The 14,438-nt window shown below is 52.9% G+C and carries 14 protein-coding genes and 1 pseudogene; 14 read left to right on the forward strand and 1 reads right to left on the reverse strand.

The features are described 5' to 3' along the window. Positions 1-156: 156 nt before the first annotated feature. From HMPREF1508_RS01350 to recG, 3 genes and pseudogenes are all read left to right on the forward strand, one after another. On the forward strand, positions 157-516 hold the full coding sequence (locus HMPREF1508_RS01350) for an Asp23/Gls24 family envelope stress response protein (RefSeq protein ID WP_044958747.1): 360 nt from the start codon (positions 157-159) through the stop codon (positions 514-516). An 18-nt stretch (positions 517-534) separates the two neighbouring features. After that, positions 535-2,190 (forward strand): DAK2 domain-containing protein, encoded by a 1,656-nt coding sequence (locus tag HMPREF1508_RS01355; RefSeq protein ID WP_044958748.1) that lies wholly within the window; start codon positions 535-537, stop codon positions 2,188-2,190. Between the two features lie 228 nt (positions 2,191-2,418). Further along, a pseudogene (recG, locus tag HMPREF1508_RS01360) lies at positions 2,419-4,476 on the forward strand (ATP-dependent DNA helicase RecG); the annotation flags it as partial. 89 nt (positions 4,477-4,565) lie between these two features. On the opposite strand, the gene HMPREF1508_RS01365 reads toward recG, so the two are convergent. Next, positions 4,566-6,311 carry an Rqc2 family fibronectin-binding protein gene (locus tag HMPREF1508_RS01365; protein WP_044958750.1) on the reverse strand — a complete coding sequence of 582 codons (1,746 nt, stop codon included), beginning with the start codon at positions 6,309-6,311 and terminating at the stop codon, positions 4,566-4,568. 342 nt (positions 6,312-6,653) lie between these two features. Here HMPREF1508_RS01365 and gmk point away from each other — a divergent pair, with 342 nt between their 5' ends. From gmk to HMPREF1508_RS01420, 11 genes are all read left to right on the forward strand, one after another. Further along, entirely contained in the window at positions 6,654-7,298 is a 645-nt protein-coding gene (gene gmk, locus HMPREF1508_RS01370) for a guanylate kinase (RefSeq protein WP_006906209.1), read from the forward strand. A gap of 2 nt (positions 7,299-7,300) precedes the next feature. Beyond that, a complete protein-coding gene (gene rpoZ, locus HMPREF1508_RS09845) occupies positions 7,301-7,711 on the forward strand; it encodes a DNA-directed RNA polymerase subunit omega (RefSeq protein WP_006906208.1) in 411 nt (136 codons plus the stop codon). After that, positions 7,680-9,062 (forward strand): 30S ribosomal protein S12 methylthiotransferase RimO, encoded by a 1,383-nt coding sequence (gene rimO, locus HMPREF1508_RS01380; protein ID WP_044958751.1) that lies wholly within the window; start codon positions 7,680-7,682, stop codon positions 9,060-9,062. The genes rpoZ and rimO overlap by 32 nt, the downstream gene beginning before the upstream one ends. Further along, positions 9,046-9,588 carry a CDP-diacylglycerol--glycerol-3-phosphate 3-phosphatidyltransferase gene (gene pgsA / locus HMPREF1508_RS01385; RefSeq protein WP_044958752.1) on the forward strand — a complete coding sequence of 181 codons (543 nt, stop codon included), beginning with the start codon at positions 9,046-9,048 and terminating at the stop codon, positions 9,586-9,588. The genes rimO and pgsA overlap by 17 nt, the downstream gene beginning before the upstream one ends. 1 nt (position 9,589) lies before the next feature. Then, positions 9,590-10,114, forward strand: coding sequence for a CinA family protein (locus HMPREF1508_RS01390; RefSeq protein WP_006906205.1), 525 nt, complete (start codon positions 9,590-9,592; stop codon positions 10,112-10,114). Beyond that, a complete protein-coding gene (gene rsmD / locus HMPREF1508_RS01395) occupies positions 10,105-10,650 on the forward strand; it encodes a 16S rRNA (guanine(966)-N(2))-methyltransferase RsmD (protein ID WP_044958753.1) in 546 nt (181 codons plus the stop codon). Before HMPREF1508_RS01390 ends, rsmD begins: the two co-directional genes overlap by 10 nt. 3 nt (positions 10,651-10,653) lie before the next feature. Further along, positions 10,654-11,142, forward strand: a complete 489-nt coding sequence (coaD, locus tag HMPREF1508_RS01400) for a pantetheine-phosphate adenylyltransferase (protein WP_044958755.1) — start codon at positions 10,654-10,656, stop codon at positions 11,140-11,142. Positions 11,143-11,146: 4 nt separating this feature from the next. Further along, positions 11,147-11,860, forward strand: a complete 714-nt coding sequence (locus HMPREF1508_RS01405) for an ATPase (RefSeq protein ID WP_044958756.1) — start codon at positions 11,147-11,149, stop codon at positions 11,858-11,860. A gap of 130 nt (positions 11,861-11,990) precedes the next feature. After that, a complete protein-coding gene (locus HMPREF1508_RS01410) occupies positions 11,991-12,650 on the forward strand; it encodes an HAD family hydrolase (protein ID WP_242834477.1) in 660 nt (219 codons plus the stop codon). A gap of 123 nt (positions 12,651-12,773) precedes the next feature. Next, positions 12,774-13,787 carry an RluA family pseudouridine synthase gene (locus HMPREF1508_RS01415; RefSeq protein WP_044958758.1) on the forward strand — a complete coding sequence of 338 codons (1,014 nt, stop codon included), beginning with the start codon at positions 12,774-12,776 and terminating at the stop codon, positions 13,785-13,787. 100 nt (positions 13,788-13,887) lie between these two features. Continuing rightward, positions 13,888-14,418 carry a Holliday junction resolvase RecU gene (locus tag HMPREF1508_RS01420; RefSeq protein ID WP_006906199.1) on the forward strand — a complete coding sequence of 177 codons (531 nt, stop codon included), beginning with the start codon at positions 13,888-13,890 and terminating at the stop codon, positions 14,416-14,418. The last annotated feature ends 20 nt before the right edge of the window (positions 14,419-14,438 follow it).

Below are 14,438 nucleotides of genomic sequence, written 5' to 3' on the forward strand. Positions count from 1 at the left end.
CCTCCTTAAATTAAGATTATTTGCCCTCAGTGGCAAATCACAACATTGATAATATAGCAGAGTGCCAGGGCAAAAGCAAGGAAAATCCCTTTGTATTTTCCGGGGAATCCGATATAATTGCATGTGAAAATGTCTGTTCAGAATGGAGGTGCCTGTATGCAAGGTGCAATGTCTACCGGACTCGGCAAGATAGAGATTAATCCGGATGTGATCGCGACATATGCCGGCTCTATCGCGGTGGAGTGCTTTGGTATCGTGGGTATGGCAGCCGTCAATATGATGGACGGACTGACGCGCCTGCTCAAGAAGGATTACCTGAATCGAGGCATCAATGTCGCAATTGATGACAAGAGCGAGATCACTTTGGATTTCCATGTCATCGTGGCATATGGCGTCGGGATCAGTACCGTCTGCCGCAACCTCAAGGACACAGTCAAATATCAGGTAGAGGCCTTTACCGGAATGAAGGTAAAAGAAATCAATATCTTCGTCGAGGGTGTTCGCGTTACCGATTAAGGAGGAACTCAGGTGGAAATGAAGACGATCAACGCCAGGCTTCTTGCAAAGGCATTTCTCGGTGCGTCAACCAACCTTGACAATCACAAGGAATGGATCAATGAGCTGAATGTGTTCCCTGTCCCGGATGGTGATACCGGAACGAATATGACGGCTACGATTGCGTCAGCCGCGCATGCGGTAGAAGAACTCGGCAGCGAAGCTGCCATGAAGGATATCTGCAAGGCCATCTCCTCCGGTTCCCTCCGAGGCGCCAGGGGTAATTCCGGCGTTATTTTATCCCAGCTCTTTCGAGGCTTCTGCAAGATCAGCAGGGACTATTCCGAACTCAATGTTCAGATCCTCTGCGAGGCCATGCAAAGAGCCTGTGAGACCGCTTATAAAGCTGTGATGAAGCCAAAGGAGGGTACGATTCTCACCGTGGCGAGAGCCGCCGCTGACAAGGCCCTTGAGATGGCGGCGCAGACGGACGACGTTCTGGTATTTTCCGACGCTGTCATCAAGGAAGCCGAACGTGTTCTGGCCCAGACCCCGGATATGCTTCCCGTCTTAAAACAGGCCGGTGTTGTCGATTCCGGCGGACAGGGCCTGGTCGAGGTCTTAAAAGGCGCCTTTATTGTTCTCTCAGGAGGCCAGGTAGAGGCGAAGGCCGTGGAGATTCAGACGGAGGCGGCCTATGCCTATCGCCTTCGCTTCAAGGTTGTCTCTGCCATGCTTGTCACAGGCGATCAGGTTTCTGACCTGAGGCATAAGATCATGAAGGGCAGGGAATGCCAGGTGACCGGCAATGCCAATTCCATTTCTGTTGAAATCGAATGTGATGATCCCGGTCAGGTGATCTCGATTGCCATGGATTACGGTGTCCTGCATCAGGTTCATCTGCACTCCAACCCTAACTCCAAGGCAGTTCAGGCCAGGGAGGGGAAAGAGGCTCTGACAGAGCAGGCTTCTTCGGAGAGAGCCGAAGAGGAGAAAAAAGAGTCTTCTTGCAGTGAATCATCGGCTGAATCGGCCAAAGAAATCGCCTTTGTTGCCGTCTCTGTCGGAGAGGGAATGAATGATGTCTTCCGCCAGCTGGGCTGCGACCACATCATCACCGGAGGGCAGACCATGAATCCCTCTACGGAGGATATTCTCTCCGCGATCGAGAAGACCAATGCCAGAAATATTATCGTTCTTCCCAATAACAAGAACATTATCATGGCCGCGAAGCAGGCGGCGGATTTGACCGAGGACAAGAGGGTTGTCGTCATTCCCACGAAGACGGTTCCCCAGGGAATTACGGCTATGATCAACTTTATTCCGGATCAGTCTCTGGAGGATAATCAGAACCGCATGATGGAAGAGATCGCTCTGGTTAAGACCGGGCAGATCACCTATGCGGTTCGGGATACTCTGATTGACAATAAGCAAATCCACCAGGGAGACTTTATGGGGATCGGAGATGATGGAATCATTTCCGTTGACGCGGATCTGAACCGGGCCTTTCATCAGATGATCGACGCCATGGTGGATGAAGAATCCTCAATCATCAGCATCTATTTTGGACAGGATGCCAGTGAAGAGGACGCCAATGCCCTTGCCGAGAAGACGCGCCAGCGTCATCCCCAGGTCGAAGTCGAGGTCCAGAACGGCGGGCAGCCTGTATACTGCTATGTGGTCAGTGTCGAGTGAGTCCTTCCTCAGACAGAAATGAGAATTATAGTGTCGAGTGAATCCTTCCCTGGACAGAAATAAGTAATACAGAGCCGACTGGCATATATCGCGTTTTTACCTTCTGTGCATCCGCGGTGTATGTCGGCCGGCTCTTTTTAATCATTGATTTCGTCTCTGAGAGAAAAATGCCAATGATATGCCAATAATTATTGAAGGAAAACGCAGACAGGACAAAAAAAGCGGAGAGACAGAATGGATTACATGGAAAGACTCCGTGACCTTAAGGGGATCGGAGAGAAGACAGAGAAACTCTACCAAAAACTGGGTATCTACACGGTGGGCGACCTTCTCTTGCACTACCCGAGGTCCTATCAGGTCTATCCGCCCCTGTCCAATTACGGGGACTTAAAGCCCGGCGCGTCCGTCGCTCTTTTGGCCAGGCTCAAGAGTCCGGCCAAAGTCAGGAAGGGGCGGCGCATGGATGTGACTCTTGCGACCGCCTTTTTCGTGGATCGGTCTCTGGACCTGGTCTGGTTTCGCATGCCCTATATCCGAAGTCAGCTCGCGGTCGGAGAGGCCTATGTCTTCTATGGAAAACTGGAAGCGGAGGGGGAAAGGCTCAAAATATCCCAGGCTCAGATCTACAGTCCGGACAAGTACAGTGTCCTTATGCAGCAGCCACAGCCGGTCTACAGTCTGACCGGCGGGTTGACCAATAACAACGTCAAGAAGGCGGTTCAAACCGTCTTTGACAGTGGCATCCGCCTGGGAGAATATCTCCCGCAGGAGATTCTGGAAGGCAATCAGCTGGCCTCCTATGAGTGGGCATTAAAGCAGATTCACTTTCCCATCGATTTTGATCATCTGCTGCGAGCCAGAAAGCGCCTGGTCTACGACGAGTTCTTTTTCTTCCTTCTGGAGCTGGGGAGAAACCGCCTGGATGAGGCCCCGGAAGAAAACCGGCATCCGATCACAGAGACGGCCCAGATGGAAGAGGTCAGGAAAAGACTGCCTTTTGACCTGACTCCCGGACAGAAACAGGCTCTGGCTGATATTCTGGGAGACCTCTCAGCGCCCCTGGTCAGTCAGAGGCTGATTCAGGGCGATGTGGGGAGCGGTAAGACGATCGTGGCCTTTCTGGCGATGCTGGCCTGCCTGGAGAATGGCTTTCAGGCTGTCATTATGGCCCCGACCGAGGTCCTGGCAAGACAGCATGAAAAAGAGTTTATCAGACTCTGCCAGGAGTATGCGCTGCCCTACTCTGTGGTATGTTTGACCGGCGCGTCGACAGCCAAAGAGAAGAGGGAAATCCAGTCCAGGATCTCAGAGGAGGATGCCCTCTTTATCGTCGGAACACACGCCCTGATTCAGGAAGCGGTCGAATTCAGGGATCTGGCCCTGGTGGTGACGGACGAGCAGCACCGCTTCGGGGTCAGACAGAGAAAGATCCTCGCCTCCAAGGGTCAGTCGCCCAATGTTCTTGTCATGTCCGCGACCCCCATTCCCAGAACCTTGGCCATGATTCTCTATGGAGATATGAATCTGTCTGTGATACGGGAGCTGCCCTCTGGCCGCAGGAAGACCAAGAACGCCATCATTCGCTCGGATAAAAAGAAAAGCGCCTGGCAGTTTGTGGCCAGAGAAGTTCTGGCCGGCCGCCAGGCCTATGTGATCTGCCCTCTGATAGAGGCCTCCGATGTCAGCGAGGATGAAAATGTCATGGACTATGCGCAGGCACTGAAGGATTTCTACGGGGATCAGATCACCGTCGGTCTTTTGCACGGGCGCATGAAGTCCAAAGACAAGGACAAGGTGATGGAGGACTTCGCCTCCGGCAAGATCCAGGTCCTGGTTTCCACGACGGTTGTCGAGGTTGGCGTCAATGTGCCCAATGCCAGCGTTATGCTTATTGAAAATGCCAACCGCTTCGGGTTGGCCCAACTCCATCAGCTCAGGGGCCGCGTGGGAAGAGGAGCGGATCAGGCCTACTGCATTTTCATTGATTCCTCGGATTCAGAGGAGATCTCCAGGCGCCTGGAGATTCTGGTGCACTCCAATGACGGCTTTGCCATCGCCTCAGAGGATCTGAAGCTGCGCGGCCCGGGTGACTTCTTCGGAATTCGACAGTCTGGAGACCTGGACTTTAAGATCGCGGACATCTATCAGGACGCCGATGTCCTGCAGATGGCTTCCGAGGACAGCAGGGAAATCCTGGAGGCAGATCCCAGGCTGGTCTTTGAGGAGCACGCGGGGATCCGCAGCTTTTTAGAGCGCAGACGGCAGGAGGTCTACACGAACCTGTAAGGGAAGGAAGTCTGCACGAATCCGCAGGGAAAGGGGAAAAGAAGAATCTCATGAGGCCGATTCAAGTCTTTTCCCCGGAAAAGATCCCTTCAATCGACAAGCCTGGCGCCCTCTGTGGAGGGCCTTGCTAAAAGGGAGTAGTTGCTGTAGTAGACGACGAAGCCGGCAACAGCTCCGGCAGGCTTTTTGACCTTCTTCTTCTGCAGGTAGTCGACCTCGACGCTTCCGGACTCCCGTCCCTGGGAGTAATAGGCGGCCAGGGAGGCGGCAATTTCGTAGACCTGGTCGGGCATTTCTCCTCCGGCAGGGTTCTTGACAATGACGTGGGAGCCGTGGATTTTCTTGGCGTGGAACCACCAGTCGTTGCCCGTGGCCACCTTAAAGGTCAGATAGTCGTTTTGCTCGTTGTTCTTGCCCACATAGATGTCATAGCCGTCCTCCGTCACATAGTGCAGGGGCTTGCTCTTTCCCTGGATTTTCTTGCCCTTGCCCCTCTTTTTGACGTAGCCGTATCGGATCATTTCCTGATGGACGGCCTCCAGGTCAGCGCTGTTTTCGGCCAGATCCAGGGCAGTCAGCATGGATTCCAGATGGGCGATGGCCAAAGAGGTCTCCTCGATCAAGCGGAGGGAGGCCTCTTTGGTTCGCTTCAGCTTCTCGTAGCGAGCGAAGCACCTGGCGGCATTCTCCTGCGCGGACAAAAGAGGATCCAGGGGGATGACAATCTCCTTGTTGTCGTAGTAGTTGACGCAGGTTAAAGACCTGTCGCCCGGTCTGGCACTGTAACCGTAAGTGTGCAGCAGCTCGCCCCGGACGCGGTAGAGGTCCATCTTTTCAGTGTCTTTGAGCTGCTTCTTTTGGATGGCCTCCTTCTTGCGGTTGCGGTCCAGGAGAGTGGTCAGAAGATGCCTGAGATCCGAGGATTTCTGCTGCATGTTGGTCGTCCTGTTGCGGCCCGCGTAGTAGTCGACCAAAAGGCGGGAGATAGACTCGTATCTGACCAGCGTATCCTTTGGATAAAAGCTGATGCAAAAGGCGGCGTACTCCCTGGGGGCGCCGCTTTTCGCATCCCTGATCAGACAGGGGCTAAAGCGCTCCTGGCCAAGGTCGGTCATCATGCGGTCAAACGCGCCGTAGAGCTGGATCTGCTGGATTTCTGTCAGCTCCGCGCTGCTGTTGGCTGAGGACAGTCCCGCCCGGCAGAGGATCTCATTGGCGATGACCGGAGAAAAGCCCGTATAGGCGGAGTAGATGGCTTTGACCAGAGGCTTGGGCGAGGAGAAGACAGCGGAGATGAATTCCTCCTGACTGCTGTTTAGAGGGTTGTGTCTTCCCTCCTGAGCGGGAATGAAATAATCTCGTCCCGGAAGAACCTCTCGGACTGAGGAGAGGGAGAAGGGGACGCGCTTGATGGCATCGATGATCTTATCCTCCTGATCGCAGAAGATGATATTGGAGTGCTTTCCCATAATTTCAATGTAGAGCTGCTTCTCGGCGGGGTCGCCCAGCTCATCCATATGGCGGATGCGGATGCGGATGACGCGCTCAAAGCCGATTTGCTCAATAGAAGAAATATGTCCGCCCTGAATGTGCTTGCGAAGGAGCATGCAGAAGACAGGGGCGGTCAGAGGGGCGGTCTTATTCTCCTCGGTCAGATAGATAAGGGGAAGAGAGGCGTTGGCCGATATCAGAAGACGGCGGTTGCCTGCGGCTGTCTTGATGGTCAGCTGAAGCTCTAAGGCCTCCGGCTGGGCGATTTTTGAGATGCGTCCACCCGTGAGCTCTTGATTTAGTTCTGATACCAGGCAGTGGATGCTGGATCCGTCGAATGCCATAGAATCACCCTGCTTTCTGTGTAAATCGCGACAAGAGAATGTCTGCGAGATATTTTAACGTTTGATATTGCTATATTATGCTTGATTTTTGCTCTATTATAAAGAAAATTCACTTTAACAAAGGAAATTCACTTCAGCAATGGAGTTATGATTCGACTTGAAAAATGAGAGATGATGAGGTAACTGTCCGTGCGGGTTATGACGGGCTTTGATTCGATCCCGCACGGGTTTGACGGAGCTTGTTTCCTAGAATATAATAAATTGAATTATTTCTGTCTGTTGAGCAGGTTCAGATGTCGATGCGCGGCATATCGATGTGGCATATAGATTAAGGAGTGGCAGATGTTAGAGAAAGACAGCGGAATGGTGATCGTTCTCTCAGGGTTTTCAGGAGCGGGGAAGGGGACGATTATGAAGCACCTCATGAGTCGTCACCCGGATACCTACCATTTGTCTATCTCAGCGACGACCAGAGGGATTCGGGACGGAGAAGAGGATGGACGGGAATACTTTTTCAAGAGCAAAGAGTCCTTTGAGCAGATGATTGCGGCCGGAGAACTGCTGGAATACGCCAACTTTAACGGCAACTATTACGGTACGCCCAGGGCATATGTGCAGGAAGAGATCGCGGCCGGCAGGGATATCATTTTAGAGATCGAAGTTCAGGGCGCTCTGCAGGTAAAGAAGATCTTCCCTGAGGCCCTCCTCCTCTTCGTGACGCCGCCTTCCGCCGAGGCGCTTAGAGATCGTCTTTTGGGCAGGGGAACCGAGAGCGAAGAGGTTGTGGCTCAGAGGCTGGCAATTTCCGCCAGAGAGTCCAGACTCATGAACGAATATGACTACCTGGTAATCAATGATAAGATCGAGGACTCTGTCGCTCAGGTTCACTCGATCATTCAGAGTGAACACAATCATACATTCCGCAGAAGAGGGGCGATTGCCCGGATTCAGAGAGAACTTCAGGTCTTCGCGAAAGGAGAAGAGTAAGAATGGCTAAGAACGATGCGCGTTTTGAGATGATCCACCCGTCTTATGTGGAGCTGATGCAGATCATCAACAATCAGGTTGAGGTCGGAGAGGAGCCGATGGTCAATTCCCGTTATACCATTGTTGCGGCCTGCGCCAAGCGCGCCCGTCAGCTGATCGCCGGGGCCAGCCCCATGATAGAGAATACCGAGGGAATGAAGCCGATTACGATCGCCGTCCATGAGCTGGCCCAGGGCAAGCTTGTGATTTTAAATGAGGAGGAGGCCCTTGCTGCCAGAACCGCTGCGGAGGCCGCTGCCAGAGCTGAGAAGGAGAAGAGAGACGCTCTTAAGGCCCAGGATGAGGCTGAGGAGGATGAAGAGGAGAGCTCTGATCTGACGGATGCCGCCGGCAGCGAATTGGAGGAGGCGTAGGGTGTCTTTAAAGATCCTCTTTGTCTCCCTCGGCTGCGACAAAAATCTGGTGGATTCGGAGCATATGCTCTCCCGTCTGCACCGCGACGGCTTTTCCATGACTGACAGTGAAGAGGAAGCGGATATTATCATTGTCAATACATGCGCCTTTATTGAATCAGCCAAGGAGGAGAGCATAGAGACCATCCTGCAGATGGCTGCTTATAAAGAGAAAGGACGTCTCAAGGCTCTGCTCGCCACAGGCTGTCTCTCCCAGCGGTATGCCAGGCAGATCAGAGAGCAGATCCCGGAGGTGGATGGGGTGCTGGGAACCAACTCCTACGATGATATCGTCCCTGTCCTGCATGCGGTCCTCGACGGCCTGCCGCAGACCCGTATCGATGATCTTGACGATCTTCCGGATGATGAGGAAGCAGGACGGCTTCTGACGACGGCAGGTCACTACGCCTACTTAAAGATTGCGGAGGGCTGCGACAAGCACTGCAGCTACTGTATTATTCCGAAGCTGCGCGGCAGCTACCGGTCGGTCCCCATGATCAAGCTGATCAAAGAGGCAAGGGAACTGGTCTCCCAGGGGGTCAGAGAATTGATTTTAGTCGCCCAGGAGACGACTCTCTATGGCAGTGACCTCTATGGGAGGAAGATGCTGCCGGAGCTTCTGGATAAGCTGAACGACATCGAGGGCCTACGCTGGATCCGCATTCTTTACGCCTATCCGGAGGAGATTGATCAGGAGCTGATTCAGGCGATGGTTCGCAATGACAAGGTCCTGCACTATATCGATATGCCTATCCAGCACGGGGATGACGAGATTCTCAGACGAATGGGCCGCAGAACCAATCAGGACGATATTCGAAAAAAGGTTGCCATGCTCAGAGAGGCCATGCCGGACATTGCCATTCGCACCACCGTCATCTGCGGCTTCCCAGGTGAGACGGATCAGATGCATCAGAATCTGCTCGATTTTATCGACGAGATGCAGTTTGATCGCCTGGGGGCATTTGCCTATTCCCAGGAGGAGGATACGCCTGCCGCTTCGTTTGCCGGACAGCTGGATCAAAAGGTCAAGGAAGCGCGTTTGGCCCGGGTGATGGAAAAGCAGCAGAAAATCAATTTTGCCATGAATGAGTCCCTGGTTGGCTCTGACTTGGAGGCGATCATCGAGGGCAAGGTCGCTGACGAACCCGCCTATGTGGGACGAACCTATCGGGATGCCCCTGATGTTGACGGCTATATTTTTGTCAGCGGAGAAAACGACGTCTTTCACACAGGCGACCTGGTTATGACGCATGTATCAGGCGCTTATGAGTACGATCTGATAGGAGAGCCGACGGATGAATCTTCCCAATAAACTAACGATCTTTCGCGTTTTGCTGATTCCGGTCTTCGTGATTGTCTACCTTCTGGGCTGGCAGTCGCAGGGACTGCGTCTTGCGGCTGCGGCGATTTTTATCGTCGCCAGTCTGACAGACCTTCTGGATGGCAAGATCGCGCGCAAGTACAACCTGATCACGGATTTCGGGAAATTTATGGATCCTCTGGCGGATAAGCTTCTGGTGGTATCTGCCCTGATCTGTCTGATTGTTTCTGGACAGGTCTATGCCTGGATCGTGATCATCATTGTGGCCAGAGAATTCATAATCAGCGGTTTTCGTCTGATTGCCTCTGATAACGGGATTGTGATCGCGGCCAACTACTGGGGCAAGTTCAAGACGGTTTTTCAGATGCTGATGGTCATTGTCAAGGTGCTGGCATTTGAAAATGTCTACTGGACCCTTCTGGGAGACATCCTCATGTGGATCGCCCTGGCCCTGACTCTGATTTCTCTGGTCACCTACCTGCTGCAGAACGCGGCTGTCTTAAAGGAGCAGAAATAGTATGGAAAATAAGCTCAGGACACGGGCGAAAGAGCTCGCCGATCAGGTTGTTTGTAATCTCGTCAGCCATGGATGGACAGTCACCAGCAGTGAGTCCTGTACCGGCGGGCTGATATCTGCCGAATTGGTCGGAGTAGCGGGGGCGTCCAATGTCTTTTCCCAGGGGCTGATCACCTATTCCAATCAGTCTAAGGAGTCTCTGCTGGGGGTTCGCCATGAGACCCTGGAACTCTTCGGAGCGGTCTCCCCGCAGACAGCCAGAGAGATGGCCTTCGGCTCCAGAGTCTGCTACCAGTCTGATTTTGGCCTCTCCTCGACCGGAATTGCGGGGCCGGATGGCGGAAGCGAGTCCAAACCGGTCGGCACGGTCTATTTATCCTGTTCCTACGAGGGCAACACATTGGTTCGCCACTATGCCTTCTCCGGGGACCGGAATACGGTTCGCGACAAGGCGACCGCTGCCGCTTTGGAGCTTCTTTTGGATTGTATCCGGGAGAAAGAGAAAGAGGATCAGCTATGCGAGTGATTGCTGGCAGCGCCAGAAGATTACAGCTTTTGACGCCCAGGGGGCTCAAGACTCGACCGACTCAGGACCGGGTAAAGGAAACCCTCTTTAACATTCTGCAGAATGAAGTCGAGGGAGCTTATTTCCTGGACCTCTTCGCGGGCAGCGGGCAGATGGGGATTGAGGCCTTGAGCCGCGGGGCAAGAGCAGCCTCTTTTGTGGATCAGGGGAGAGAGGCTATTGCCTGCATTCAGGAAAACCTGCGCAGATGTCATCTGGAAAAGAGGGCTAAGGTAATTGCCTCTGACGTCTCCTCAGCCCTGGCTCTCTGGGATCGACAGGATCTGCCGGATCTTGTCTTTATGGATCCCCCCTATGGACAGGATTTTGAAGAGGGCGTCTTAAGACAGCTGAGAGATCTTCTCAGGGCCAATGCCATCGTCATTATCGAGTCTCCTCTGAACAGTGATTTTTCCTACGCGGAGTCTTTGGGCTATCAAATCGACAGGATCAAACGGTACAAGACCAATCAGCATGTATTCTTGTCTCTGGAGTAAGCTATGCGCACAGCAATTTATCCGGGCTCCTTTGACCCGGCCACATTCGGACATCTGGATATCATCGAGCGGTCCAGCAAGCTCTTTGATCAATTGATTGTCGCGGTTCTCAATAATTCGGCCAAAGAATCTCTCTTTTCCGCGGAGGAGAGAGTCGACATGCTAAAAATGCTGACAGCTGACTACCCCAATGTGAGAGTCGATTCCTTCGAGGGCCTGCTCATCGACTACGCCAGACGCATGGACGCCGGTTTTTTAGTTCGGGGGCTTCGGGCGGTCAGTGACTTCGAGTATGAGCTTCAGATCGCGCAGACCAACCACGTGGAGTATCCGGAAATTGACACAATTTTTCTCACAACCAGTTTGAATTATTCCTATTTAAGTTCTACAATAGTAAGGGAATTTGCATCCTATGGGGGCGACATTCGTCAATTTGTACCGGCGGAGATCATTCCGTTGATTTACGGCAAATACAATATTGATAAGGAGTGAAAAGATGTCAAGTAGAATTGAAGATGTGATCAGTGAGATTGAGGAGTACATTGACAGCTGTAAGCCGTCTGCCTTCTCCTCGACCAAGATTGTTGTCAACCGCGATGAGATCGACTCTCTTCTCGAGGAGCTCAGGAGCAAAACTCCGGACGAGATCAAGCGTTATCAGAAGATTATCAACAACAAGGAGGCCATTCTCGCAGACGCGCAGACCAAAGCGGACGCCATCATAGCGCAGGCGCAGATTCAGACCAATGAGCTTGTGAGCGAGCACCAGATCATGCAGCAGGCCTATGCGCAGGCCAATGACGTGGTCAATGTGGCGACCAAGAACGCGCAGGAGATGCTGGACAAGGCGACAGAAGATGCCAACAGTATCCGCACCGGCGCCATTGAGTACACCGATGACCTGCTTTCCCGCGTACAATCCATTGTGGAGAACACCTTGCGGGACGCCAGCCAGTACCACACTGCTCTGACAGAGGCTGTCCGCACATCTGATGAGCAGTTCTCCTCTTCCATGAACGGATATCTGGATCTGATTCAGCAGAACCGTGAGGAGCTGCGCCCGGTTCCGGTGCAGACCCCTCATATCGAGAAGCCGGCAAAGTCCGAGGCCAGGCCGTCCGCGGATTCCAAGCTGGCCGCCACGGCTGACCTGGAGGCTTCTGCTGAGGAGGACGCTTCGATCGAGGTCCCGGACGAGCTCTTTTCTTAAGGAGCAGATCGCGGCAGAAAGCTGAGTTCATATATGCCGATCACCAGAGTTCGCTTTTGCAGCCAAGCTGCGCAGGCGATCCTATGGTGGTCGGCTTCCTCTATATTGGGCCTGTTTGAGGAGGCAGAACTTGTTCGATCAGGTAAAAGCAGTGATTTTTGATATGGATGGCACCCTGCTCGATTCCATGCATATCTGGAGACAGATTGATGAGGACTTCCTGAATTCCCGCGGGCTTTTGATGCGGCCGGACCTGCAGGAGAAAATCGAGGGGATGTCTATGATTCAGACGGCGGCCTGGTTTAAGGAGAGCTACCATTTGGCGGAGAGCGTTGAGGAGCTGACAAAAATCTGGAATGCCATGGCTATGGAGGCCTACGAGAAGACCATAGAGACCAAGCCTGGCGCCATCGAGTTCATGCAAATGCTTCGCGACAGAGGCTATGCCCTGGCGATCGGCACCTCCAATTCCCGTTCCCTGGTGGAGGCGTCATTTTCCAGAAACCATCTGGATCAACTGGTCTCTGTCTGCGTCACCTCTGACGAGATCTCCAGAGGGAAGCCCGCGCCGGATATTTACCTCAGGGCCGCCAGAGATCTGTCTCTTTCGCCCGCGTCCTGTCTGGTTTTCGAGGATATCCTTCCCGGTATCGCAGCTGCCAGGGCCGCTGGAATGAAGGTCTGTGCCGTTGAAGATCCCTATTCCGCCGCTGTCCGCGATCAGAAAATCCGGGAGGCGGATTATTTCATTGACAGCTTTGCGGAGGCAATCTCGATCCTGAGCCAATAAAACTGTTTCCGGCAGGTTCCCTGCGCAAGCTTCATGTCCCTTTACCAGGAAATAGAAGGACAACAGAAAAATAGAAGAGTAACAGAGAAACAGAAGAGCATATGAGAGACAAGGGAAGAGAATATGAGAGAAATCTCTATCACAAAAGAAGAGGCCGGTCAGAGGTTAGACAAGCTCCTCGGCAAATACTTCCGCGCAGCCACGGCTTCCTTTCTCTATAAGATGCTTCGCAAGAAGAATATCGTCCTCAACCAAAAGAGGGCAGGGGGAAGAGAGCTGCTGTCTGAGGGCGATCGCATTCAGGTTTTCTTTTCGGATGAGACCTTTGAGCGGATGAGGGGAGGGGATCATCAGGATCAGGCCTTTTTCGCCCTGAAGGAAATCGACTACAGACACGTTCATGTAATTTATGAGGATGAAGATATTCTTGCCCTCGATAAACCGGCGGGCTGTCTCTCCCAGCGAGCCGGACAGAAAGACATGTCTCTCAATGAGGAGATGCTCGCCTATCTGATCGCGGAGGGGGCGCTGACAAGGGAGTCTTATTTCCTCTTTCACCCCTCGGTCGCCAATCGGCTGGACAGAAATACCTCCGGGCTTATTTTGGCGGGAAAGACCCTGCGGGGACAGCAATATCTGTCAGAACAGCTCAGAGACCGGAGCGTCATCAAGCTCTATCACACAATTGTCAGAGGACGCCTTACAGAAGAGCTGCAGCTGGACGGGTACCTCTATAAGGACGTCAGCAGGAATCAGGTTCTGGTCTCTGAAACGAAAGAAGACCTGCCCGAGGGAGCGCAAGAGATACACACCGCCTATCGCCCTCTTGACCATGGGAAGGATCTGACCCTGCTTGAAGTTCATCTGATGACCGGGCGAAGCCATCAGATTCGCGCTCACCTGGCATCGATCGGTCATCCCATCGCCGGAGATCCCAAATATGGAGATTTTCACTGGAACCAGATCCTGAGGAGAAAATATGGGGTCCGAGGCCAGCTGCTCCATTCCTACTCCATCAAACTGCCGGATGGCAGAGAGATCATCTGTCCGGAGGGAGAGATTTACAGGCGGGTTTTATCAGGACAGGATGGGTGCGCGTGTGACGGGACATTGAAAAATCGAAAGTCACAGACCTGACCGGGAAGCAAACGGCCCCCCAAAAAAGAAAAAACAGACGACCTCAAAAGAAAGAAAAACAAACGGTCTTAAAAGAAAGAAAAGATAGGATAAATCTGTTATGGCAACCTGGAATTCGAGGGGATTAAGAGGATCCGGCTTAGAGGAATATATCAATCAGACCAATGAGGTCTATCGGGACAATCAACTTGCTCTGGTGCAGAAGATACCGACGCCCATTACTCCCATCAATATTGACAAGACCAATCGGCACATTACGCTGGCCTATTTCGATCAGAAATCCACGGTAGACTATATCGGCCTGGTCCAGGGGGTTCCGGTCTGCTTTGACGCCAAGGAGTGCGCGGGAGATACCTTTCCGCTGGCCAATATCCATGAGCATCAGGTTGCCTTCATGACTGATTTTGAGAGACAGGACGGAATCAGCTTTCTTTTGCTCTCCTTCACCCGGAGGGAAGAGTTCTACTATATGAAATATCGGGAGATGATGCGGTTCTGGAATCGCATGCAAGAGGGCGGACGAAAGAGCTTTCGCAGGGAGGAGCTGGATGCGGACTGTTTCTTTTCCCGCAGGGGAAACCTTTTGGTCCCTTACCTGGATCAGCTGGCCTTGGATCTGCAAAAGAGGTGAGAATCCCCATCGCCATGATA

Source organism: Shuttleworthella sp. MSX8B, from assembly GCF_000524295.1.
In the GTDB taxonomy this organism is placed as follows: Bacteria; Bacillota; Clostridia; order Lachnospirales; family Lachnospiraceae; genus Shuttleworthia; species Shuttleworthia satelles.